Annotated in this window: 26 protein-coding genes; 6 read left to right on the top strand and 20 right to left on the bottom strand. The window is 35.9% G+C overall.

Annotated elements, in window-relative coordinates; translation table 11 throughout:
• The first annotated feature begins 324 nt into the window (after nt 1-324).
• Entirely contained in the window at nt 325-1,104 is a 780-nt protein-coding gene (locus tag ACX5JI_RS00825; protein WP_459499225.1) for a M15 family metallopeptidase, read from the top strand.
• 25 nt (nt 1,105-1,129) lie between these two features.
• Here ACX5JI_RS00825 and ACX5JI_RS00820 read toward each other — a convergent pair whose 3' ends face one another.
• The 4 genes from ACX5JI_RS00820 to ACX5JI_RS00805 all read right to left on the bottom strand — a co-directional run bounded on the left by ACX5JI_RS00820 (nt 1,130) and on the right by ACX5JI_RS00805 (nt 4,991).
• Entirely contained in the window at nt 1,130-1,576 is a 447-nt protein-coding gene (locus ACX5JI_RS00820; RefSeq protein ID WP_459499224.1) for an acyl-CoA thioesterase, read from the bottom strand.
• Nucleotides 1,577-1,803: 227 nt separating this feature from the next.
• Entirely contained in the window at nt 1,804-2,565 is a 762-nt protein-coding gene (gene sdhB, locus ACX5JI_RS00815; protein WP_459499223.1) for a succinate dehydrogenase iron-sulfur subunit, read from the bottom strand.
• Complete coding sequence (gene sdhA, locus ACX5JI_RS00810) at nt 2,558-4,351, bottom strand: succinate dehydrogenase flavoprotein subunit (protein WP_459499222.1); 1,794 nt, start codon at nt 4,349-4,351, stop codon at nt 2,558-2,560. The genes sdhB and sdhA overlap by 8 nt, the downstream gene beginning before the upstream one ends.
• Nucleotides 4,352-4,364: 13 nt before the next feature.
• Complete coding sequence (locus ACX5JI_RS00805; protein WP_459499221.1) at nt 4,365-4,991, bottom strand: succinate dehydrogenase cytochrome b558 subunit; 627 nt, start codon at nt 4,989-4,991, stop codon at nt 4,365-4,367.
• Between the two features lie 311 nt (nt 4,992-5,302).
• Between ACX5JI_RS00805 and ACX5JI_RS00800 the strand changes: the two genes are divergently transcribed.
• Entirely contained in the window at nt 5,303-5,752 is a 450-nt protein-coding gene (locus ACX5JI_RS00800; RefSeq protein ID WP_459499220.1) for a YslB family protein, read from the top strand.
• Between the two features lie 122 nt (nt 5,753-5,874).
• Here the strand turns inward: ACX5JI_RS00800 and uvrC are convergent, their stop codons facing one another.
• Nucleotides 5,875-7,659 (bottom strand): excinuclease ABC subunit UvrC, encoded by a 1,785-nt coding sequence (gene uvrC / locus ACX5JI_RS00795; protein WP_459499219.1) that lies wholly within the window; start codon nt 7,657-7,659, stop codon nt 5,875-5,877.
• Between the two features lie 291 nt (nt 7,660-7,950).
• On the opposite strand from uvrC, the gene ACX5JI_RS00790 reads away from it, so the two are divergent.
• Entirely contained in the window at nt 7,951-8,196 is a 246-nt protein-coding gene (locus tag ACX5JI_RS00790) for a cytoplasmic protein (RefSeq protein ID WP_459499218.1), read from the top strand.
• Nucleotides 8,197-8,266: 70 nt separating this feature from the next.
• Here ACX5JI_RS00790 and trxA read toward each other — a convergent pair whose 3' ends face one another.
• The 8 genes from trxA to ACX5JI_RS00750 all read right to left on the bottom strand — a co-directional run bounded on the left by trxA (nt 8,267) and on the right by ACX5JI_RS00750 (nt 15,563).
• The gene (gene trxA / locus ACX5JI_RS00785; protein ID WP_003200692.1) at nt 8,267-8,581 is read right to left on the bottom strand and encodes a thioredoxin; all 315 of its coding nucleotides are present in this window, start codon (nt 8,579-8,581) and stop codon (nt 8,267-8,269) included.
• A 213-nt stretch (nt 8,582-8,794) separates the two neighbouring features.
• Nucleotides 8,795-9,772: an electron transfer flavoprotein subunit alpha gene (gene etfA, locus ACX5JI_RS00780; protein WP_459499217.1), complete on the bottom strand. Its 978-nt coding sequence runs from the start codon at nt 9,770-9,772 to the stop codon at nt 8,795-8,797.
• Between the two features lie 36 nt (nt 9,773-9,808).
• Complete coding sequence (etfB, locus tag ACX5JI_RS00775; protein WP_459499216.1) at nt 9,809-10,582, bottom strand: electron transfer flavoprotein subunit beta; 774 nt, start codon at nt 10,580-10,582, stop codon at nt 9,809-9,811.
• A 79-nt stretch (nt 10,583-10,661) separates the two neighbouring features.
• Entirely contained in the window at nt 10,662-11,438 is a 777-nt protein-coding gene (locus tag ACX5JI_RS00770) for an enoyl-CoA hydratase (RefSeq protein ID WP_459499215.1), read from the bottom strand.
• Between the two features lie 14 nt (nt 11,439-11,452).
• Nucleotides 11,453-12,037 (bottom strand): fatty acid metabolism transcriptional regulator FadR, encoded by a 585-nt coding sequence (gene fadR / locus ACX5JI_RS00765; RefSeq protein ID WP_459499214.1) that lies wholly within the window; start codon nt 12,035-12,037, stop codon nt 11,453-11,455.
• Nucleotides 12,038-12,143: 106 nt separating this feature from the next.
• Complete coding sequence (locus ACX5JI_RS00760; RefSeq protein WP_459499213.1) at nt 12,144-13,829, bottom strand: long-chain-fatty-acid--CoA ligase; 1,686 nt, start codon at nt 13,827-13,829, stop codon at nt 12,144-12,146.
• A gap of 500 nt (nt 13,830-14,329) precedes the next feature.
• Entirely contained in the window at nt 14,330-15,001 is a 672-nt protein-coding gene (locus ACX5JI_RS00755) for a septation ring formation regulator EzrA (protein ID WP_459499212.1), read from the bottom strand.
• Entirely contained in the window at nt 14,967-15,563 is a 597-nt protein-coding gene (locus ACX5JI_RS00750; RefSeq protein WP_459499211.1) for a sigma-70 family RNA polymerase sigma factor, read from the bottom strand. The genes ACX5JI_RS00755 and ACX5JI_RS00750 overlap by 35 nt, the downstream gene beginning before the upstream one ends.
• 170 nt (nt 15,564-15,733) lie before the next feature.
• Here ACX5JI_RS00750 and ACX5JI_RS00745 point away from each other — a divergent pair, with 170 nt between their 5' ends.
• Entirely contained in the window at nt 15,734-16,237 is a 504-nt protein-coding gene (locus ACX5JI_RS00745) for a DinB family protein (RefSeq protein ID WP_459499210.1), read from the top strand.
• Between the two features lie 84 nt (nt 16,238-16,321).
• Here the strand turns inward: ACX5JI_RS00745 and ACX5JI_RS00740 are convergent, their stop codons facing one another.
• From ACX5JI_RS00740 to ACX5JI_RS00715, 6 genes are all read right to left on the bottom strand, one after another.
• Entirely contained in the window at nt 16,322-17,014 is a 693-nt protein-coding gene (locus tag ACX5JI_RS00740) for an ABC transporter permease (protein WP_459499209.1), read from the bottom strand.
• Between the two features lie 354 nt (nt 17,015-17,368).
• Nucleotides 17,369-18,073 carry an ABC transporter permease gene (locus ACX5JI_RS00735; protein ID WP_459499208.1) on the bottom strand — a complete coding sequence of 235 codons (705 nt, stop codon included), beginning with the start codon at nt 18,071-18,073 and terminating at the stop codon, nt 17,369-17,371.
• 412 nt (nt 18,074-18,485) lie between these two features.
• Nucleotides 18,486-19,139 (bottom strand): ABC transporter permease, encoded by a 654-nt coding sequence (locus ACX5JI_RS00730; protein ID WP_459499207.1) that lies wholly within the window; start codon nt 19,137-19,139, stop codon nt 18,486-18,488.
• A gap of 19 nt (nt 19,140-19,158) precedes the next feature.
• Nucleotides 19,159-20,082: an ABC transporter ATP-binding protein gene (locus tag ACX5JI_RS00725; protein WP_459499206.1), complete on the bottom strand. Its 924-nt coding sequence runs from the start codon at nt 20,080-20,082 to the stop codon at nt 19,159-19,161.
• Nucleotides 20,083-20,206: 124 nt separating this feature from the next.
• Nucleotides 20,207-21,142 carry an ATP-binding protein gene (locus ACX5JI_RS00720; RefSeq protein WP_459499205.1) on the bottom strand — a complete coding sequence of 312 codons (936 nt, stop codon included), beginning with the start codon at nt 21,140-21,142 and terminating at the stop codon, nt 20,207-20,209.
• Nucleotide 21,143: 1 nt separating this feature from the next.
• On the bottom strand, nt 21,144-21,836 hold the full coding sequence (locus ACX5JI_RS00715) for a response regulator transcription factor (RefSeq protein ID WP_459499204.1): 693 nt from the start codon (nt 21,834-21,836) through the stop codon (nt 21,144-21,146).
• A 169-nt stretch (nt 21,837-22,005) separates the two neighbouring features.
• On the opposite strand from ACX5JI_RS00715, the gene ACX5JI_RS00710 reads away from it, so the two are divergent.
• Both ACX5JI_RS00710 and ACX5JI_RS00705 read left to right on the top strand, forming a co-directional pair.
• Nucleotides 22,006-22,179: a hypothetical protein gene (locus ACX5JI_RS00710; RefSeq protein ID WP_098491876.1), complete on the top strand. Its 174-nt coding sequence runs from the start codon at nt 22,006-22,008 to the stop codon at nt 22,177-22,179.
• The gene (locus tag ACX5JI_RS00705; RefSeq protein WP_459499203.1) at nt 22,180-22,374 is read left to right on the top strand and encodes a YwbE family protein; all 195 of its coding nucleotides are present in this window, start codon (nt 22,180-22,182) and stop codon (nt 22,372-22,374) included.
• A gap of 37 nt (nt 22,375-22,411) precedes the next feature.
• On the opposite strand, the gene ACX5JI_RS00700 is transcribed toward ACX5JI_RS00705, so the two are convergent.
• Nucleotides 22,412-23,611, bottom strand: a complete 1,200-nt coding sequence (locus ACX5JI_RS00700) for a class I SAM-dependent rRNA methyltransferase (RefSeq protein ID WP_459499202.1) — start codon at nt 23,609-23,611, stop codon at nt 22,412-22,414.
• Nucleotides 23,612-23,723 lie beyond the last annotated feature (112 nt).

Raw genomic sequence — 23,723 nt, 5'->3', positions numbered from 1 at the left:
AAATCTATTTTGATTTTTCAACATCTAAATTGCGGTTATGAAAACGAAAGGAAATCCCCACTTATTTCTTCTTTTTGTTTTTACATGGCATGGGGCTAAAAAGAGAACTGACCGCTACTACACTCGGCCGGATTCTCTCTTCCAACTAAAAAACAAGGGGTTTTTCAATTTGTATTTATATATAAACCAACACAATCACACATTTTTTGACATTTTCTTTGCAATTCTATTACGTTATGACTCTTATATTTCTTTTTATAGAAACTAGACTTATAATTAACATGATAGACAAATTATAAGAAAGGAATGGGATTACACAACGTTATGAAAAAGGTAATTGTTATTTCTGCCGCTACAATTGTAATCGGTATCACATCCTTCGCTTATTTCGGCTCAAAATCACCACTACAAAATGAAGCGAAAGCTGTCGAAACACAAAAACATATTGAACATCCAAAAGAAGAGATTCCAACATTTCCAAAGGCAACACATACCGCAAAAAAAATAGATGAAAATCTCTCTCTTGTTACTAATCCAGATTCGGCTCTTGTTTTAGTAAATAAACATCGCAAATTACCAGATGGTTATACACCAGCTGATTTAATAAGACCAGACGTTCCATTTGCATATCCGAAAGATAAAGAAAAGACATTGCTTCGAAAAGATGCTGCGGAAGCTCTAGAAAAAATGTTCCAGGCAGCAAAACAAGATGGAATGGAGTTAACAGCAGTTTCAGGTTATCGCTCTTATAAACGCCAACAATCACTACATAATATGTACATAAAACGTCAAGGGCAACAAGAAGCTGACTCCGTAAGCGCTGTTCCAGGAACGAGCGAACATCAAACAGGCCTTGCAATGGATATTAGTTCTAAATCTGCAAGTTATCAATTAGAACCTATTTTTGGTGAAACTGACGAAGGAAAATGGGTGGCAGCGCATGCCCATGAATTTGGCTTCGTCATCCGCTATCTAGAAGATAAAACAGATACAACAGAATACTCATATGAACCGTGGCATCTTCGCTACGTAGGTAATCCATATGCTACATACTTACATAAACATCACCTAACATTAGAAGAAGCAATGGGTGCAACTAAATAAGAGAGCGGTTTCGCTCCCTTATTTTTTATTGCAATAACTGTCGCTTCCATTCTTCTAACCAAGGTACTCCTTTACCTGTTTTCTTAGATGCTTGCACCATTGCCCCTCGCCCCACTAAGCAAACTTCTCCTGCTTCATTTTTCGCCATATAGTGTAAATCTAAAGAAGAATTCCCAACTGTTTTAGCTTGTACATATACCTTTAAATATTCATCGAAGAAAATTTGTTTCAAAAAATTACATTGTAAGTCCGCTACCACAATCATTGTTTCTGATGCTTCATGTGTCCATTCCTGCATAAATCCAAGCTCTTTAAAAAACTCAATACGCGCTTCTTCAAAATACGTAAAAGCAACACCATTATTCATATGCCCAAACATATCTGTTTCACCAAAACGAACTTTCACAGGAATATAAAATGAAAAACCTTTTTCCCATTTTTCAAAGTCTTCAATGTAAGAAATCTTCTTCATATTTTTCTCTCTCCTTTTTTCTTATTCTCATAAGCCGCACAACACATTTCAGAATAAACAAAAAATTGAAGTTATAAAAACCCCACGTATCATTTTCTCTCTTTGTTTTCACTCGGAATGGGACTCCGTTTCTATGTAGAATCGAATTCTCTCTCACCTAAAAAGAAAAGTTTTCCCATGTGTATTTATATAAATATTGCCCCTTCGAATCGAAGAGGCAATATTTATTAATAGTTATTGTCGCTACCAAAGAAGTCTTTAAACGACTGAATTGTTGTGTCACGGTTTAATGCTGCAATTGAAGTTGTTAATGGTATACCTTTCGGACATGATTGCACACAGTTTTGTGAATTACCACAGTTCGCAAGACCACCATCACCCATAATTGCACGTAAGCGCTCCGCTTTATGCATTTCACCAGTTGGATGTGTATTAAATAAACGCGCTTGTGAAAGCGGTGCTGGTCCGATAAAGTCAGATTTACTGTTTACGTTCGGACATGATTCTAAACAAACACCACATGTCATACATTTTGAAAGTTCATATGCCCATTGGCGCTTTTTCTCTGGCATTCTTGGTCCTGGTCCTAAATCATACGTACCATCAATTGGAACCCAAGCTTTAACACGTTTTAGTGCATCAAACATACGACTACGATCAATTTGTAAATCACGTACGACCGGGAACGTCTTCATCGGTTTCAAACGAATCGGTTGTTCTAATTTATCGATAAGCGCTGTACATGATTGACGTGGTTTGCCGTTAATTACCATAGAGCAAGCACCACATACTTCTTCTAAACAGTTCATATCCCATGCAACAGGCGTTGTATGGTTTCCTTTTGCATCAACCGGATTACGACGAATTTCCATAAGAGCCGAAATGATATTCATATTTGGGCGATATGGAATTTCAAATTCCTGATCAAACGGTTGCGCATCAGGTCCATCTTGTCTCGTAATGATAAGGCGGATTTTTTTCTCAGACATGTTGTTTATCCCCCTTCTCTTCACCCTTAGCAGCTACATCATGTTTTGAAGAATAGTCACGTTTACGTGGTTTAATTAATGAAATATCAACGTCTTCGTAATGGAATGCTGGTGCATTTCCTTCTCCCTCAAATTTCGCCATTGTAGTTTTTAAGAAGTTTGCATCGTCACGATTTGGGAATTCCGGTTTATAATGCGCACCGCGGCTTTCATTACGGTTATACGCACCGATTGTAATAACACGTGCTAATTGAAGCATGTTTGAAAGTTGACGTGTAAATGAAGCACCTTGGTTACTCCATTTTGCTGTATCGTTAATATTAATGTGTTTATAACGCTCAATTAACTCTTCAATTTTCGCATCTGTTTCTAATAATTTTTTATTTTCACGTACTACCGTAACGTTATCTGTCATCCATTCTCCAAGCTCTTTATGAAGAACATATGCATTTTCGTTACCATCTAACGTTAAAATATTGTTAAATTTCTCTGTTTCGATTAATTCATTTTGCTCATATACAGTAGATGAAACAGCATCAGATGATTTCGAAAGACCTTTCATATACTCAATTGCATTTGGTCCGGCTACCATACCACCGTAAATTGCTGATAATAGTGAGTTCGCACCAAGTCTGTTACCACCATGCATAGAGTAATCACACTCACCTGCTGCAAATAAACCTGGAATGCTTGTCATTTGCTTATAGTCCACCCATAATCCACCCATTGAATAGTGAACCGCTGGGAAGATTTTCATCGGTAGTTTACGAGGATCATCACCTGTGAACTTTTCATAGATTTCAATAATCCCGCCAAGTTTAATATCTAGTTCTTTCGGATCTTTATGAGAAAGATCTAGATATACCATATTTTCTCCATTAATACCTAACTTTTGTTCTACACATACGTCAAAGATTTCACGCGTTGCAATATCACGAGGTACAAGGTTTCCGTATGCAGGATATTTTTCTTCTAAGAAGTACCATGGTTTTCCGTCTTTATACGTCCAAACGCGTCCACCTTCACCACGTGCAGATTCACTCATAAGACGTAACTTATCGTCTCCTGGGATTGCAGTTGGGTGAATTTGAATGAACTCACCATTTGCATAATATGCACCTTGTTGATATACAGCAGAAGCTGCTGTACCTGTATTAATAATAGAGTTTGTTGATTTTCCGAAAATGATACCAGGGCCCCCTGTTGCCATAATCACGGCATCAGCTTGGAAACTCTTAATCTCCATAGTTTGTAAATCTTGCGCAACGATTCCGCGGCATACACCTTCATCATCGATAACAGCACGTAAGAAATCCCAACCTTCATATTTCGTTACAAGTCCTGCTACTTCATGACGGCGCACTTGCTCATCTAATGCATACAATAATTGTTGACCAGTTGTCGCACCAGCAAACGCTGTACGGTGATGTTGTGTTCCCCCGAAGCGACGGAAGTCAAGAAGTCCTTCTTCTGTACGGTTAAACATAACACCCATACGGTCCATTAAATGAATAATACCAGGCGCCGCTTCACACATTGCTTTAACTGGTGGTTGGTTCGCTAAGAAGTCACCACCATAAATTGTATCGTCAAAGTGGATCCATGGAGAATCCCCTTCACCTTTCGTATTTACGGCACCGTTAATTCCACCTTGTGCACATACAGAATGCGAACGCTTTACTGGTACTAAAGAGAACAGTTCCACGTTTACTCCTGCTTCTGCTGCCTTAATCGTTGCCATTAAGCCGGCTAAGCCACCGCCGACTACTATAAGTTTCCCTTTCATGCTCTCCCACTCCTTATTGATTTGCTAGCTGTGGATCGATGAACGCTAGTAATGCACTCACACCTACATAAGATAAACCTAGGAAAATAGCTAATGTTACATAAGTAGAGATACGTTGTGAACGTGGCGATACTGTAATTCCCCAGCTAATGCAGAATGTCCATAGTCCATTCGCGAAGTGGAAAATTGTTGATACAACCCCAACCAAATAGAAGCCAAACATAGCTGGATTGCCTAAAATATCTGCCATCATATCATAATTTACCTGTTGTCCTAACGCTGCTTGAATACGAGTTTGCCAAACGTGCCATGCTAAGAAGATAAGCGTAAACACACCTGTAAATCGTTGTAAAACGAACATCCAGTTACGGAAATAACTATATGATTTCGCATTATTCTTCGCTGTAAACGCAATATATAAACCATATACAGCATGGTACAGCAGCGGTAAAAAGATAACGAAAATTTCTAGCGCATACCGGAATGGAAGGAGCTCCATAAAATGAGCAGCTTTGTTAAAAGCTTCTGCCCCTCTTGTTGCAAAGTTGTTTACTACTAAATGTTGCATCATAAAGACACCAACCGGGATGACTCCCATTAATGAGTGCCACTTGCGAAACGTATACTCGCGGCCTTTCATGTCCCCATTACCCCCCTTAAATATTTAACTGCTGCTTTCAGATTAGTTTATAGCAATAATGTTTTTTCACTATTGCTATAAGAAAAACTGAAAAAATTATTCGAAATATTTCAGCATAATTTGATACCAAGTTCATTTTACTCCTATTTTTGTCGAAGCGTCAAGAAAACGTATACATAATTTGTACATAATTTACATATAATTTGTCGATTCATTTTTTCTTCCTACATATTCAGATTTCCCCAAAGAAAGTGCTGTTTTTATAAATGTGAAATGTTATATAATAATCCTTATAGAAAGAGGGGAATATTGTGAGAAAAAATACAATTGATATAGCATCTCTAGAAGATGTTTCATTGAACGCCTTCGCTTATGAATTGCTACGTGAAGAAGTACTACCTGACCTAATTGGAAAAGAATTAGATGGCATCTTATACTGGGCTGGCAGAAACCTAGCGCGAAAATATCCGCTAGAGACGATGGAAGAAGTCATTCATTTTTTTGAAAAAGCCGGCTGGGGTCGTTTACACATCATTGAGCACAAACGCCGTGAAATGCATTTTCAACTAACAAGCCCGCTTATTACAGAGCGCCAAAAACAAAATAGACATTCTTCTTACCAATTAGAAACCGGATTTGTTGCAGAACAAATCCAACAGCAGCGAAATGTTGTTGCAGAGTCATACGAAGAACAAAAAAAACGTTCGAATTCTATCACATTCCTTGTAAAATGGGACGTAAAAGATCCCGTTGAAGTATAGAGTTCCCATTAACAGTCAACTAAACATATAAGTTTAGTTGACTGTTTCACTTCTGTCTATCCATTTACTTTGATATTTTATAATCTTCTGAAATTATATCAAAAAAAAGAAGCCATTGTAAACTACAACGACTTCTTATCTACTAAATAGGAATAAATGGTTTCTGCCACATTTTGCGGCATTCCCGCTTCGACAAAGTCTGCTGCAGAAGCTTCTTTCATTTTTTTTAAAGAACCAAAATGTTTTAACAATACCTTCTTCCGTTTCTCTCCTACTCCAGGAATCCCATCTAAAGCAGATTGAATAACAGATTTCCCATGAAGTTGACGATGAAACGTAATCGCAAATCGGTGTACTTCATCTTGAATACGCTGTAATAAATAAAATTCTTGACTATTCCGTTCAAGCATAACTGGTTCAGGAGGATCACCAATCATTAAATGCGATGTACGATGCTTCTCATCCTTAACAAGTCCAGCCGTCGGAATATATAAGCCCAGTTCATTTTCAAGAACATCGCTAGCAGCTGCAAGATGACCTTTTCCGCCATCAATCACAATTAAATCAGGTAATGGCAAGTTCTCTTTCAGAGCACGAGTATACCTGCGACGTACAACTTCGCGCATCGATTCATAATCATCCGGTCCTTGGACTGTCTTAATCTTATACTTTCGATACTCTTTTTTCGCTGGCTTTCCATCAATAAACACAATCATTGCTGAAACTGGATTCGTCCCTTGAATATTTGAGTTATCAAATGCTTCAATACGATACGGTGTTTCAATATGAAGCTGTTTACCTAAATTTTCAACAGCCTTAATCGTCCGCTCTTCATCACGTTCAATTAAATAAAACTTCTCTCCTAAAGCAATTTTCGCATTCTTATTTGCTAATTCAACTAGATCTTTTTTCTTTCCGCGTTTCGGCTGCGTTACAGCCACTTCTAAAAAACGCTCTACTAATTCAGGGTCAATACTTCCTGGCACTACAATTTCTTTTGGTTTAAAATGATTATTTTGTTCGTAAAATTGACCGATAAATGTTAAAAACCCCTCTTCAGGCTCATCATAAATCGGAAACATAGAAACATCACGTTCAATTAACTTTCCTTTTCGAACAAAGAAAACTTGCACGCACATCCAGCCTTTATCAACCGCATAACCAAACACATCACGGTCAACTAGGTCGCTCATAATCATCTTCTGTTTTTCCATAATCGCATCTATATGAGCGATTTGATCACGCAATTCTTTTGCACGTTCAAACTCTAATTTTTCCGATGCCTCATACATTTTCGCTTCCAATTCTAAGCGAATTTCTTTATGTCCACCATTCAAAAATTTCACAATTCCATCTACAATTTCTTGATTTTGTTCATCTGTTACCTCTTTCACGCAAGGTGCTAAGCATTGTCCCATATGATAATATAAACAAACTTTATCTGGTATATTTGTACATTTCCGAAGTGGGTACATACGATCTAACAATTTTTTTGTTTCGTGAGCTGACTGCGCATTTGGATAGGGGCCAAAATACTTGCCTTTATCCTTTTTTACATTTCTTGTAATAAGCAAACGCGGTTGTTTTTCAGCTGTAATTTTAATAAATGGATATGTTTTATCATCTTTTAATTGGATATTATATTTTGGATCATATTTTTTAATTAAATTTAATTCTAAAATGAGTGCCTCTAGATTCGACGAAGTCACAATATATTCAAAGTCTACAATTTCTCCAACAAGGCGGAGTGTTTTGCCATCATGCGAACCAGTAAAATACGAGCGCACACGATTTTTGAGTACCTTTGCCTTCCCGACATATATAACGGTTCCTTGCTTATCTTTCATTAAATAACAACCTGGTTGATCTGGTAAAATCGCTAATTTTTCTTTTAAATGCTCGTGCACTCGTATTCCTCCGTTTCATATATGTTTATTGTTTCTAAACAAAAATATAGATACGCTATATCCCCAACATACGTTCTTTTATTTTAACGGAAAGAATAAAAAAATAAAAACATTATATATACTTTCCTCTTTTAGCATTCCACGATTGATTTTCATGTTAAACTACAAAATAGAATTTTGGATTTTATTTTTCAAACTAAAAATCATGATGTGTGAATCGATTTGTTCATGTAATACTCCAAAGAATCATTCAAATAGAGCAGCAAAGAAAAGCGTAAAAGGAGGATGAAAATGGAAAAACATTTTGAAGAAGCACACCGCTCCTATTCTCGTAATAGAAATTACTTAGAAAAAGATACTATGTGTGATTGTTTTTATTGTTTAGAAATTTTTAATCCAAGTAAAATTAATGACTGGTGGGATGATGATACAGCAGTTTGTCCCTATTGTGGTACGGATTCTATTATAGGTGAAGGTGCTGGATTTACGCTTACTAAAATCTTTTTAACAGAAATGCATCAAAGATGGTTTGAATAATCTACTCTTCTCACGTAAACTTCTTTTTTTAAAAAGACGAAAAAAGCCGCCACACGGCAGCTTTTTTGTATTAGAAGTGTTTAGACACTAATTCTACTAATGCTTCTTTTGGTTTGTAGCCTAACGCTTGGTCAACCACTTTACCATCTTTTAATACGAAAAGAGATGGAATGCTCATTACTTCAAAACTGCGAGCTGTTTCTTGGTTTTCATCAACGTCTACTTTTACTACTTTTACTTTTTCGCCTAATTCTGCATCGATTTCCTCTAATACAGGAGCGATCATTTTACAAGGGCCACACCATGGTGCCCAGAAATCTAATAATACAATTCCTTCGCTTGTTTCAGCTGCGAAGTTTTGGTCAGTTGCGTTTACAATTGCCATTTTATTTCCTCCTTCAAATATATTCTACCAAGAGTATATCATTAAGTTATATACGTGGCGAATATTATGTATCGTTATGTATTGTAACAAAAAAGTGTTCCTTTATACTATATAAAAAAATACAGATTACATGCTAAAAAGGTGAGAGACAGGGGATCTCTCACCTTTTCTATATATAGGGGTATTTCACTTGCAACTCAAGGGTTACTCAAATTAAGAATGTACTTTTAACTTTTTAAACTCTTCTGTCAATAAAGGAACCACTTCAAATAAGTCGCCAACAATGCCGTAATCAGCTACTTTGAAGATACTTGCTTCTGGATCTTTATTAATTGCGACAATTACTTTCGAATTAGACATACCAGCTAAATGCTGGATCGCGCCAGAAATGCCGCATGCAATGTATAAATCTGGTGTAACCACTTTACCCGTTTGCCCAATTTGCAGTGAATAATCACAATACTCCGCATCACAAGCGCCACGGGATGCTCCAACAGCCCCACCTAACACATCTGCTAATTCTTTTAACGGTTTAAAACCGTCTTCACTTTTTACTCCACGTCCGCCTGCAATAATGACTTTCGCTTCTGAAAGGTCTACACCTTCTGCTGTTTTACGCACAACATCTTGAATTATTGCACGTAAATCTTTTACATCAACTGTAATAGAAGACACATCTCCCGTACGCGCTCCATCTTTTTCAAGCGGCGCAATATTATTTGGACGAATTGTCGCAAATAACATACCATCTGTTACGATCTTCTTCTCAAACGCTTTACCAGAATAAATCGGGCGTGTAAATACTACATTATTACCTGCTACTTCTAATGCAGTCACATCTGAAACAAGGCCAGCTTCAAGTTTAGCAGCTAACTTTGGTGATAAATCTTTACCAAGTGCTGTATGTCCCAAAACGATACCTTCTGGTTTCTCTTCACCATACACAGCTAAAAACGCTTGTGCATAACCATCGGATGTATATGCCTTTAATTTATCATTTTCAACTGTCACAACGCGATCTGCACCGTAATGAATCAATTCATTTGCTAAAGAAGCAACACTCTCTCCAATTAGAAGGCCAACCACTTCACCGCCTTCTGCAATTGTTTTTGCTGCTGCTACCGCTTCAAATGAAACGTTACGTAGTGATCCGTCACGAACTTCACCCATTACTAATACTTTACGAGCCATAGATTTTCCCTCCAGCATATATAATTTCGTATTTTATTAGATTACTTTCGCTTCTGTATGGAGCAACGATACAAGTTCTTTTACTTGATCTTGCAGCTCGCCTTGTAACACTTTTCCTGCATCTTTCTTAGGAGGTAAATAGATTTCAATTGTTTTTGTTTTTGCTTCCACATCATCTTCTTCTAAATCTAAATCATCTAATTCTAATTCTTCAAGCGGCTTTTTCTTCGCTTTCATAATACCTGGAAGTGATGGATAACGTGGTTCATTTAAACCTTGCTGCGCTGTTACTAAAAGCGGTAGTGATGTTTCAATCACTTCAGTGTCCCCTTCAACATCGCGCTCAATTTTCACACTTGTACCATTAATTTCAAGCTTTGTAATTGTTGTTACATATGGAATATTTAACGCTTCAGCTACGCGTGGTCCAACTTGCCCAGACGCACCATCGATCGCTACATTTCCACCTAAAATTAAATCTACTTCTTTATCTTTTAAATATTCTGCAAGCACTTTCGCTGTTGTAAATTGGTCACCATTCTCAACATCATCTTCAATATTGATTAATACCGCTTTATCACAGCCCATCGCTAGCGCAGTGCGAAGTTCTTTTTCACTTTCTTCTCCACCAACTGTTACGACCGTAATTTCACCGCCTTGTGCGTCTCTTACTTGAATTGCTTCTTCAATCGCATATTCATCGTAAGGGTTGATGATGAATTCCGCTTCGCCATCATAAATTGCACCGTTTTTAATTACGATTTTTTCTTCTGTATCAAATGTTCGTTTCATGAGTACGTAGATGTTCATTCCATTTACCCCCTTGTTTTTCAGAAAGATTCCATCAATTTAAATATTCTGCTAATTTATTTCAAAAAAATAATTTGAACTACCTACCGCTAAATGAAGGTTTGCGTTTTTCTAAAAATGCCGCTACACCTTCTCTTCCGTCTTCACTCGTAAAGACTTCACCAAATATTTGTGCCTCACGCTGCACACCTTCATAATAATGAGATGATTTTGTTGTTTGTAATAACTCTAACACAGCACGAGTAGTCGCTGGACTTTTGCTAGCAATTTGTTTTGCAATTTTGAGTGTCTCTTCTAAAAGTACTTCTTCTGAGAACACTCCGTTAACAAGTCCCCATTCCAATGCCTGTGCACCTGTAATTGGTGTACTTGTTAGCATCATTTCACAAGCCTTTGCTTTGCCCACGTAACGTGGCAAACGCTGTGTACCTGCAAATCCAGGAATAAGTCCAAGCGTTAACTCTGGTAAACCAAGTTTTGCGCTTTCAGTTACAAAGCGCATGTGGCAAGACATAGCGAATTCAAGGCCACCGCCAAGTGCCGCTCCATGAATTGCCGCAATGATTGGTTTTGAACACTTTTCTACACGTTCAAACGTAACTTGTCCAAGCTGCGCAAGCTCTGTTGCTTGTTTCGCTTCCTCAACAGAAGTAAATTCTTTAATGTCTGCTCCTGCTGAGAAGAAGCGGCCTTCACCATGAAGAACAACAACACGGATATTTTCATCCTTTTCCACTTGATCAATTAACGCAGTAACGTCATGCATAACTTGTGAAGACATCGCATTAGCTGGTGGATGATTTAATGTCGCCACCGCGATATGATCTTCTACTATTACAGATAGGAATTTCAACATGATCCCTCCCATTATTAACGGTAGCCACAAGCTGAAATAAGCAACCCGTGTACCGTTTTTGAAAGTGCGACCAAATCATATTTATGATCGCTCATTACCCAATTGGTCACAACTTCATCTACTGTCCCAAAGATCATTTGTCTTGCTACGCGAACATTTAAATCCGCTCCAAATTCTCCTTGCCTAATACCTGTTTCCAAAATCTCATCGATGACTTGTAAGTATCCTTTTAATACTTCATTTATTTTGAGGCGTAACTCTTGGTTGGATTGACGAAGTTCTAGTTGCGTGACAATAGCAAGAGGATCATTTTGCGATAACAGCAAGAAGTGCGTTTCTACCAACATGAATAACTTCTCTATAGCGCTTTCAATTCCTGCTGTTTTTTGACGAATTGTTTCAATAAATTCTCCCATCTTCTCTTGGAATAAGGATATTAATATATCTTCTTTATTTTTAAAATATAAATAAATAGTTCCATCAGCTACACCAGCTTGCTTTGCAATTTTAGAAACTTGTGCTTGATGGTATCCATTTTCTGCAATCACAATAACCGCAGCATCAATAATTTGGTTATATTTTGGTCGGTTTTTTTTCACTTTACTGTCCCCTTCAAGAAGATGACTGAATGAATAGTCATTCATATTTCATATAATACTGACTATTTCAAAAATTGTCAATCTATATTTTCAAAAAGAAAGGGCCTTAGCCCGTCTTCTCATCCTCTTTTTTCTGCTGCTCTTCCTCTATAAGAACACGGCGTAAAATTTTTCCTACTGTTGTTTTTGGTAACTCACTTCGAAATTCATACACTTTGGGAACTTTATACGCAGCCAAATATTTACGGGCAAACTGATCTAACTCTTCTTCCGAACAAACTTCTCCTTCTTTTAGTACAACGAAAGCTTTCACAGTCTCCCCGCGATACGGATCTGGGACACCAATCGTCACAACTTCCTGCACTTTTTCATGCTCATATAATACTTCTTCTACTTCGCGCGGATACACATTGAAACCACTAGCAACAATCATATCTTTCTTACGATCTTTCACATAGAAAAATCCACCTTCATCCATATAACCAACATCACCTGTGTGTAACCAACCGTCCTGTAATACCGCGGCTGTTTCCTCTGGCTTATTCCAGTATCCTTTCATCACTTGCGGGCCCTTCACCACAATCTCCCCCACTTCACCTGGCGGCAAATATTCTCCTGTTTCAAGCGACATAATGCGGGCGTCTGTATCGGGCCACGGGACACCGATACTTCCTGGGACACGTTTTTCCCATAAGAAATTACCATGTGTGACTGGAGATGATTCTGTCAATCCATATCCTTCTACTAGTTTACCGCCTGTAATTTTTTCAAATTTCTCTTGCACCTCTACGGGAAGCGGGGCAGAACCACTTATACAAGCCCGAATCGACGAAATATCATATTCCTGAAGTAAAGGGCTATTTAAAAGAGCAATATAAATCGTTGGCGCTCCCGGAAATAGTGTAACGTTATGCTTTTTAATCGCTTCAAACACCATTTTCATATCAAACTTCGGAATGAGTACCATTTTATATCCTTGCATAATGGCCAAATTCATTACAGCTGTCATTCCGTACACATGGAAAAAGGGAAGGACACCAAGAATAACTTCTTCTCCTTCTTTACAGTTATATAGCCAATGCACGCCCATCAGTGTATTCGATACAAGATTTTTGTGCGTTAACATAACCCCTTTCGGAAAACCTGTCGTACCTCCTGTATATTGCAAAAGCGCTAAATCATTTTCAGGATCACAAGGCACTTCTATCAGTCCATCATTTTCTTTTTCTATCGACTTCCAAACATGAATCGTATCGCTTTCCGTTACTTTCACAACAAGATTCGTTTGTTTTTTCTGTACGAATGGATAAAGTAAGTTTTTAGGAAATGGTAAAAAATCTGCAATACGGGTTACAATAATATGCTCAATCCCCCCAGAAAATTGCACATTACTGACTTTCGGAAATACTAAATCAAGACAAAGAATGACTTTCGCTCCTGAATCATGGAGCTGATATTCTAATTCTCTCTCTGTATAAAGAGGATTGGTTTGCACTACAATACCACCGGCAAGCAATGTACCATAATATCCAATCACAGCCTGTGGACAGTTCGGTAACATAATCGCAACTCGATCACCTTTTTTCACACCAAGCTTACGTAAATAGTTTGCAAATTGTCTCACCTTATAATCCAGTTCTAAAAATGTAACATCCTTCCCTAAAAAATGAAGCGCTTTCTTTTTGGGGTATAGAGAAGACATCCGCTGTAAATATACATGGAGCGGCTGAATATCATCAGAAATCGTATATGGAATTTCCTCTGGGTAATTTTGCAACCAAGGTTTTTCCATCCCCATTCCTCCTTCCTATTCTTACACGAATAAAATGAATGTCCATTCATGATGATTGTTTTCATTATAGTATAGTCGTAACCTCGTTACAATCATAATATTCTGACTTTTATATAACTATTCATTATTCAACAACCTTCTATATGTATAAATCTCCTACCTATTTTTATGAATAGAAGATTTATCATCTAACTTAATCGTATAATTGTTAAAACTGCCCCAGGTGTAGCAGTTGATAAAGTTGCAATCCCTAGCAAACCAAATAAAGTGAAACTTTAATCAGCCCTCACTAATCGGGCTTTTACGGGCAGCCCGCAAATAGCGGGCTAAAACGTTAACTGATTCGGTCTACAACCAATCTTTTATACTCAACCATTTACTCCCCATATCCTAATAGTTATTACATGCAGCAGTTTCTATTTTTGCTTGTACTTTTATCTTTTTTTTCAACGAATCCGCTCTTCTTCAACATTACTTCCTAAATATATGTACACTCTACATCAATGTGGCATAAAATTAACATACGCCTTATAAAAGAAATAGATAACAAATGAGTACATAACTACATAAAACACCATTCTTTTCCTTCTTAATGACCAAGTTAATTTTTTATCTTGTACTGATAACACTATTCCGCTCGCTTGTTTCACTTTACGTAACACTTGAAACAATTCACGATACTCCTCATCAATTCCTAACAGTACATACTCTTTACCATTTGTAAATTTTACATATAAAAATTCACTTCCTCCTTTACGATCTAATACTGTTTTCATAGAAACAATTTCTTCAAATTGGTATATTTTTAAATCAACATCATTATAATAACGGTCTACGAAAAAAACATATATTTTTTCACTTGTAACAACAAGGACACTATGGATACCAAAATTCATGGCTAGAGCACCTACTCCAGACCCAAACGCTACTCCGGCTTCCATCTCTTTCACACGAGTATTCAATGTAAACATACTATATAAAATTTCTTCATATTCTTGTAATTCATCCTGCACTCGTTCATAACAACGCTGCATCAAAACCCTTTTCATTACTACCATTTTGGTACGTTTTATATTCCCTTTATTCATTTTTGTTTCAACACTATATTCCGCTACATCTTCATCACTATATTGTAAATTATTTAATCCTTGTAACAGCTCCTCTTTGCGCATTTCTTTCCCCTCCTAATATTTTTTTTAGTTTTTTCCGTCCTCTTGATAGTCTGCTATACACGGTATCTGTTGTCATCCCTAATGCAGTCGCAATCTCTTGCACACTATATTCATCTAAATACCTCTTTATGAAGATTTTTCTATCTTCATCACATAACGCCTCAATTAAAAGGTAAAAACTCTCCTCCTGTTCTTCTTTTGTTTGATTTGTATCTTTTATCTCTTCATATACGTCTTGCCGAAATTCCTGTAACTGATACACTTGATTGCTCTTCCGCTTAAAATCGATCGCCTTAAACTTCGCAACAGATATAAGCCAGTTTCTAAATTTCCCGCGCCTTTCATCATAACTCCCTATGTTATACCAAATGGTCAATAAAATATCATCTACACATTCATCCACAAGCACTTTACTATGCGATGTATCTAATACACTATGAACAACTTTATAAATCAAATCACCATATTGCTCAATTGCTACATGCAGTGCCTTCATATCTTTCTTTCGTAAACTTTCTACTATTTCTACTTCTCGCACCCCTATCACCACTCTTTGTTCCATTTTCTGTTCACTTAATATACGAATCGTAACAACAGTTTCCTGACATATTTATGAAAAAATTTAAAATATATTTTCCCATATTATATCAATGTAAAAATATAAAATAAAAAAAGAAGGAAAAACTCCTCCTTTCGTGAATTTATCATTTGAATAACAATAGGGGGGATAACATGTTTCAAACAATTGAGGGCTTTTTAAAAACATGGCAGTACGAGGCTGATTCTACACAAAAAGTATTAGATACATTAACTGATGAATCGTTAACGCAAGAAATTGCGCCTGATCATTGGACTTTAGGTAGAGTCGCTTGGCATATCGTTACGGCGGTTCCGGTGATTTTATCAGGAACTGGTTTACAGTTTGAAGGTGAAACGAAAGATTATCCTGTACCAACTTCAGCAAAAACAATTGCAGAACATTATCGGAAAGTAAACACCGCTTTTGTAAAAGCACTTCAAACAGAGTGGACTGATAAAGATTTAACAACAATTAATGATTTCTTTGGACGTCCTATGCCGAATTCTATATTTTTAATGACCCTTATTAATCATCAAAACCACCACCGTGGTCAAATGACTGTACTCATGCGCCAAGCTGGATTAAAGGTTCCAGGTATTTATGGACCAGCTAAAGAAGAATGGGCTGCTGCTGGAATGGAAATTCCGAAAATGTAATCATACAAAAAAGACGAGGTAGCTAGACACCTTGTCTTTTTGTGTAACTTGTTTCATGTGAAACTATCTTTTATTAATTGCCACTTACATAATATCTTCATTCTCAATATTTCGGATTCCATAGTAAGCAATCATAATGCCAATAGCCGCAAGTGCTAATTGAAGCGGGAGAAAAGCCGCTAATGACATCTCAGAGTGACTTTGGCATGCAATCATGACAACAAGTAAAGAAGAAACAATTGTTGTTGGAACAGAATATTTACGCATTCCAAAATATAATGGAATTAAACCTGTTCCTGCAGCTGCAATGGCAAAAGGAATCATTTTTATACCTTCTTGCATCAACCCCGCTATCGTTATTGTATTCGGAATCACTAACAGATAGCTATTTAATGTAAAGAAGACACCTATAATGAAAATATTAGATAATAAAACCGTTACAAATGTTAGTATTGCGGTAATGAATAACTTACTTGCAATCATTTTTTTTCGATTAACTGGATAGGAAAACATGAGCAATATTGTTTTGTTTTTATATTCTTCAATTACTAATTTTGCAATTAATACTCCTGCAAAAACAATAAATGTTCCGCGCACCATTGTACTCGCCATTAAAAGGATACCTTGAGAATTTACTAATTCTACATCCCCTTCGATTTGTGATACATAGCTTACAAAAAACAACATCGCAACCATCACTATATTTGCAATAATCGTACCTTTTATATACCACCCAAGCTTAATTTTCTTCATTTCTAGCTTTATTAGTTGAAGCATTATATTTCCCCCTAGTTCGTATGTTTTAGTGAATACATCCTTCCGTTCGTTTTTCTTTTTTGTTCACTAAGAATACGTTACGATAACTTCTAGATAGAAAGTGTAAATAAACACAGAGATACTTCCAACGAAAATAGACATTCTACACTTTTGAATGAAACATCCAATTTTCGTTATTTATCTCTTCTACGCTATTTACTGCAAAGAATGTTTCTTTTACATTTGCCCTATTTCCTTAAAACTAAAAACGGCTCCTGCAACCACAATTATTAAATAGAAGCTACTATATTTTTCTTCATTTTTTATTCTCCAGTTTATTTCAAGTTTACATCTCATTCAGAATTGTATCTTTTTTTACGCCACATCTATTTTATCCACTTTATAATAAGATAGATACCCTATTACAAGACCGAGTAGACAAAACGCAAGCGGTATTACAATGAAGTCAAACAAACTAACCTGTTCTCCTCCTTTAGAAACATTTGAATTAATCAACATTCCAATTACTACAGATGAGGTGATCGTTGTAGGAGTTGACTTTTTTTTCATACCAAAATATAACGGAACTAAGCTGATTCCAGCTATCATGAATGCATTAATAATAGTAGCTGGAATAGTAGCAATGATTTGTTCCATCGTAATAGGTGTTTCAAAGAATCCTATACTCGAATTTAAGAAGAAAAGTAACATATTGATAATAACAGTAGCCATAATTATGCTACAAAAACAAAATCCCAAAACAATTGCTAACTTTGCTCGCATTACTTTTTTTCGTTGTACTGGATAGGTAAACAATAATTGCATCGTTCTACTCTTGTATTCATCGATTACTAAACGAGATAAGATCACTGCTGAAAAAATCATAAATGTTGTTCGACTAAACATATCTGTTAAAGACATGAATCCTGTATAATCAAGAAACATTCGTTCGCTCTCTCCTTTAGAGCCCCACGCCATAAGACCGACCGCAGCAAAAATTGCTATAATACAAATGGCTACTCCTTTAAAATAACGAGATAAGCGATGTTTCTTCCATTCGAGTTTCATTAGGTTAAGCATATTGGCTCCCCCATTCATAATGGTTAAAGAAGAATTTCTAACACGATAAACTTCCATCTATTTAAATACATCCATCTATTTTAAAAATATTCTAATTCCAGTTACAATTATATCTACTATTCCTATGGCTATTAAAAGCAAAAAACTTTCTGCTCTGAATTTCTGTAATATAAGATTCCCCCTATTAAAAGTGCTATAAATCCGCCTACTATATTTAAAACTAACATTTCCATCATAGCCCCTCCTAATTAAACTTAATTCTTCAGTTGCCCTATTACTGAAATTAAATTGACTAGCCTTTACATCATAAGGTGTCAATACAGCGCGATTTTTTATCCCACATTAACGGGCAGTCACTTCTTTTTCTACACGCTACTCTTTTTAAAACTTAAATAATCACAGTAAAACTCTCTTATTTAAACAAATCTACCCGCTCTATTCTTCTTACTGTCATATAAGCAATAAATAAACCTGTAAAAGCTAATGTAATAGGAATCATGATAAAGTCAAACACTGACAGTTGTCCATTCAAGCTAGCGGTACATAGACACATAACGATAATTGCAGATACAAATGTTGTCCGAACGGAATACTTTTTCATTCCAAAATAAATTGGAATGAAACTAATTCCTGTTGCCGCCATTGCATTTACGAATAGTTTTGTCCCGTTCTGAACTAAAATCGGCATCGTCAATGGCTCTGTAATCACTGGATGATATAAATTTAACATATAAGCAAAACTAAACATCATTATTTCTGAAAGTACTATTCCACATAGTGTAAACAGAATAATGATGAGTATTTTTGCGATCATCATTTTCTTTCGAGGAATTGGATACATGAACATCACTGTCATCGTCTTATTTTGAAACTCTTGAATAATGAATTTCGAAATTAAGCTTGCTCCGAAAATCATAAATACTGCTCGTGAAAAACGATCGATAGTTTGAAATAAGTTGATATAGCTATCAAGTTCTCCATCAAATACAATTACTGGAATAAATATAGAAACAACAAAGATTGTAATAAGGGCACTTCTAACAATCGGCCAAAATTTAAATTTCACCAACTCGAGCCTCATTAAATTAAGCACGAATTCCCTCTCCGTTCACGACGTTTAAGAAATACTCTTCTAGTGAACTATGCTTTTTATTGATACTTTCAATTTCCACATCATTCATAATTAATGTTTTCGAAATAATTTGCTGCGTCACTGACATTTCATACACACGAATCGTACTTTCACTCATAATTTTATAATTTGTTATGTCCAGTTTATTTTCTAAAACATAAGCCGCACGTTTCACATCTGGAATCGAAATTTCAATGTACTCTGTTTGTTTTCCGTTAATGCTCTTCATCGAAACTTCTTTGATTAATTTCCCATTTTGAATGACACCAATCGTATCTGCCATTTGCTCCATTTCTCCTAAAATATGACTAGAAACCAGTAGGGTAATTCCATATTCTTTGCACAGCATTTTAAATAAATCGCGCAGTTCTCTAATCCCGATTGGATCTAAGCCATTAATTGGTTCATCTAAAATTAATAACTCTGGCTTTGTTAAAATCGCTCTAGCAATTCCTAGCCTTTGTTTCATTCCTAGCGAAAAATCTTTTACCTTTTTATCCTCCACATTGTATAATTTGACAAGGTCTAATGCATGCTGAATTCCCTTCTTGTCGTAGTATCCCATATATTCACAATGGAGATATAAATTTTCTTTCGCCGTTAATTTGTCATAAAAAATGGGGTATTCAATAATTGTTCCCATTCGCTTTAGCACGTCATATGATGTATTTGTTAATTTTTCACCGAAAATTTCAATATCACCGCTCGTTGGCTTTATTAAATTAGTAAGCATCTTCATAATTGTTGTTTTACCAGCACCATTAGGCCCTAAAAAGCCATAAATTTCACCCTTTTTCACATGCATATTAACCTCTGAAACGACTTCTTTTCCCTCAAACACTTTTGTTAACCCATTTGTCTTTAATATATATGACATGTTACAGTCTCCTTTCGCTCTGCTTTATACTTCTAGCATAGTCAATAAACGTATCTTTTTTCTTACCCATTCCTTACAAATTCCTTACATTCAAAAAAGGCTTGTAGAATTTCCTTTCTACAAGCTAAAATGTTATTTTTTTCAATACAATTGTAAATATCGTTTTTTCATATGGTTTACTAGAAAGATGAATTTCTCCACCTAAAGCTTCTACAAGTCGTTTCGTAATCGTAAGCCCAAGGCCACTCCCTTGATACAACCTGTTCCTCGAATCCTCTAACGTATACATACGTTCAAATACTTTATCAATATGAGATTCATCAATTCCCTTACCACGGTCCCATACATCAACATACACATGTATTTCATCATCTCTTAATGTAATACCAAGCGTTTCACCATCAGCACCGTACGCAATCGCATTCGATATTAAATTATTTAACACCCTGCCTAATACCTCGGCATTTCCAAGTGCGTATACATTTTCCCCTGGTATATCAATATGAACTTCAAATCCCCTCGTCGTCAACAAATCATAAAATGATAAAATCTTCTCTTGGCACACCTCATTCATGTTCACCTTTGTTATTTCAATTGCTTTATCGCCAGATTCTAGCTTTGCTAAATCAAAAAATTTATGAATCAATTCCATGACTTCTAGCGTTTTCAAATGAACCTTTTCTAACAATACTTGTTGCTCTTCTACTCTTATCGTTTTATCTGTATTTAACATTTCTATATACCCAAGAATAACTGTAAGTGGTGTTTTTAAATCATGTGAGATGTTCGACAACATCTTCCTCATTGATATTTCAACCTTCGCATGATCCGCATTCACTTTCTGTTTCGCATCTAACAACTGATTAATTGCTACTAATAATTTTTGTAGCTCTTTATCATCCGTTACAACTAATAATTTCTCACTCGTTTTCTTTTTTACAATATTTTGTAGTTTTTCATATGTATAGCGTATATTAGCACTCTCACTTTTCTGCACACTATATTGAAAATAAATAACACCTAATAATATAAAAATAACAATTGTTAAAAATGAAACCATACTACATTACTTCCCATTTATAACCAATGCCCCATAACGTTTTAATATATTTCGGATCAGAAGGATTTTCTTCAATCTTTTCACGCAAACGCCGTATATGAACATTAATCACATTATCATCACCATAATATTCCTCATTCCAAATCAAGTTGTAAATTTGCGCCTTTGTAAAGACACGGTTTTGATTTTTTACAAGTAACTTTAAAATTTCAAACTCTTTCAAAGTAAGTTTTAATTGTTTCTCATTTTTTCGCACAATAAAATTAACTAGATCGATTTTCAAATCACCAATCTCAATTATTTCTTCTTTCTGCTTCGGAGCTGAATACTTTGTCGATCTTCGAATTCCTGCCTTTACCCGAGCTGCTAGCTCAATCATAGAGAATGGCTTGCAAATGTAGTCATCTGCTCCGAGCCCTAATCCAACTGCCTTATCAACATCCGTATCTTTTGCAGACATCATTAAAATGGGCACAGCACTTTTTTCTCGAATGATCCTCACGACTTCTAAACCGTCTAGCTTTGGCATCATAATATCAAGAACGATTAAGTCAAACTGGTTTTGTAAAAACTTCACAACTCCTTCTTCGCCATCCGATGCAACTGTAATGTGAAAGCCTTCTTTTATTAAATACGTCTCAACCATTTCTCGAATTGAAATGTCATCTTCTACTAATAAAATATGATGTGACATGTTTTTACCCCCTTTTTACAAACATTAACATTTCTATTATATCGTAACTACTATGTACCGAGAATAATTATTTGAATTTTCAAACCAACTTCCTTTCCTTCTCTAACAATGATATGATAAAGTTCACAACGATTGTTCACAATTTACTTTATATAAAAGGAGACTTATCATGTCAGAAAATAAAAAAGTAAGCTTAGCCGATTTAATGCGCGAGCAACTTGCAAAGAAAAAGCAAGGAAATGGAAATGGCGCAAATACGAAAAACCAAAGTCAAGCAACAAAAAAATTACAAAACCAGCAAACAAAAAAAACAAATAACCAACGCAGACGCACAGGTGTGTAAATGAACGGACAAAAACGAGCGAATATTTCCCCTGGTCTTGAAGTTGATATCGTGCTAAAGAAAGATCAACGCACAGGCACACTCACTCGAGGAACTGTAAAAGATATTTTAACAAATTCACCGTCTCATCCGCACGGCATTAAAGTACGACTACAAGACGGACAAGTTGGCAGAGTACAGCATATTATTCAATAAGAAAAGGAGCTCCTTTACATGTGAGCTCCTTTTCTTATTAACCTTTAATTTTTTCAATAAAAACTACCTTTAAATAGTTACCTTCTTTAAATTGATCAATTGTACGGAAATCTTCTGGTAAAGAATGATCTTCTAATATTTTATATTTACCATTCATCTCTTTAAACGCTGTATCGATAAACCCTTTAAATTTTTTCATATCGAATGTGCTGCAGTTTGTAGAAGCAACAATAATACCGTGATCTTCTGTAATGGTAATTGTTTCTTTTAATAAATTTTTATAATCTTTTGCGGCACTAAATGTGTATTTTTTAGAACGAGCAAAACTTGGTGGATCTAATACAACCATATCAAACTTCATTTGTTTCTTCGCTGCGTATTTAAAATAATGGAATACATCTTCTACAATAATATCTTGTGCTTCATAGTCAATGCCATTCAAGCTAAATTGTTCAATTGTTTTACTTAAGCTACGATTTGCCAGGTCTACACTTGTTGTTTTTGTTGCCCCGCCAAGTGCTGCGAATACAGAGAAAGCACCTGTATAGGAGAACATATTTAATACTGTTCTTCCCTTTGCATATGTGTCACGAATTTGTTTTCGAACATTGCGCTGATCTAAAAATACGCCGACCATTGCTCCGTCATTTAAATACACCGCAAAGTTTACACCGTTCTCTTTTACGATAATTGGAAACTCGCCGCGTTCCCCAACTACAAAATCATCATCTTCAATATATTTTCCTTTTGTATCAAAGCGTTTCTTCTGATAGATTCCTTTACAGTTTGCTACCTTTTGAAGCGCTCCAATAATTTCGGTTTTAAAAGAATAAATCCCTTCGCTATACCAACTGATGACATAAAAACCGTCGTAATAATCAATGATTAAGCCACCAAGCCCATCACCTTCACTATTCACAACGCGGAATGCAGTTGTATCATTCGATTTATAAAAGCTTTTTCTTTTATGGAACGCCGATTTAAGCTTTCTTTCAAAGAAAGCTTGGTCAATGTGTTCATGCTCTTTTCTCGTTAAAATCCAGCCGTACCCTTTATTTTGCTTTCCATAGTAGCCTCTTCCAAGAAATTGGTTCTTCTCATCAACAACTTTAATAATTGTTCCCTCTTCATTTATATCATTTAAGTTTTGAATAGCATCTTTTAAAATAAGTGGGTATCCACTTCTAATCTCTTTTATAAATTTCGGTTTTATCTTTACAGTTACTTCTGATCGCATGTAATGTCTTCCTTTCCATTTGAACGCTTCTATCTAGAGGAAGCATTGAAAAAACGAGGCACAAAAACAGCCTCGTTTCACTATACCATATTATTGCTTTCTGAGTACAAAT

Source organism: Bacillus sp. C1, from assembly GCF_054570475.1.
This window is presented reverse-complemented; position numbering and strand designations above follow the sequence as displayed.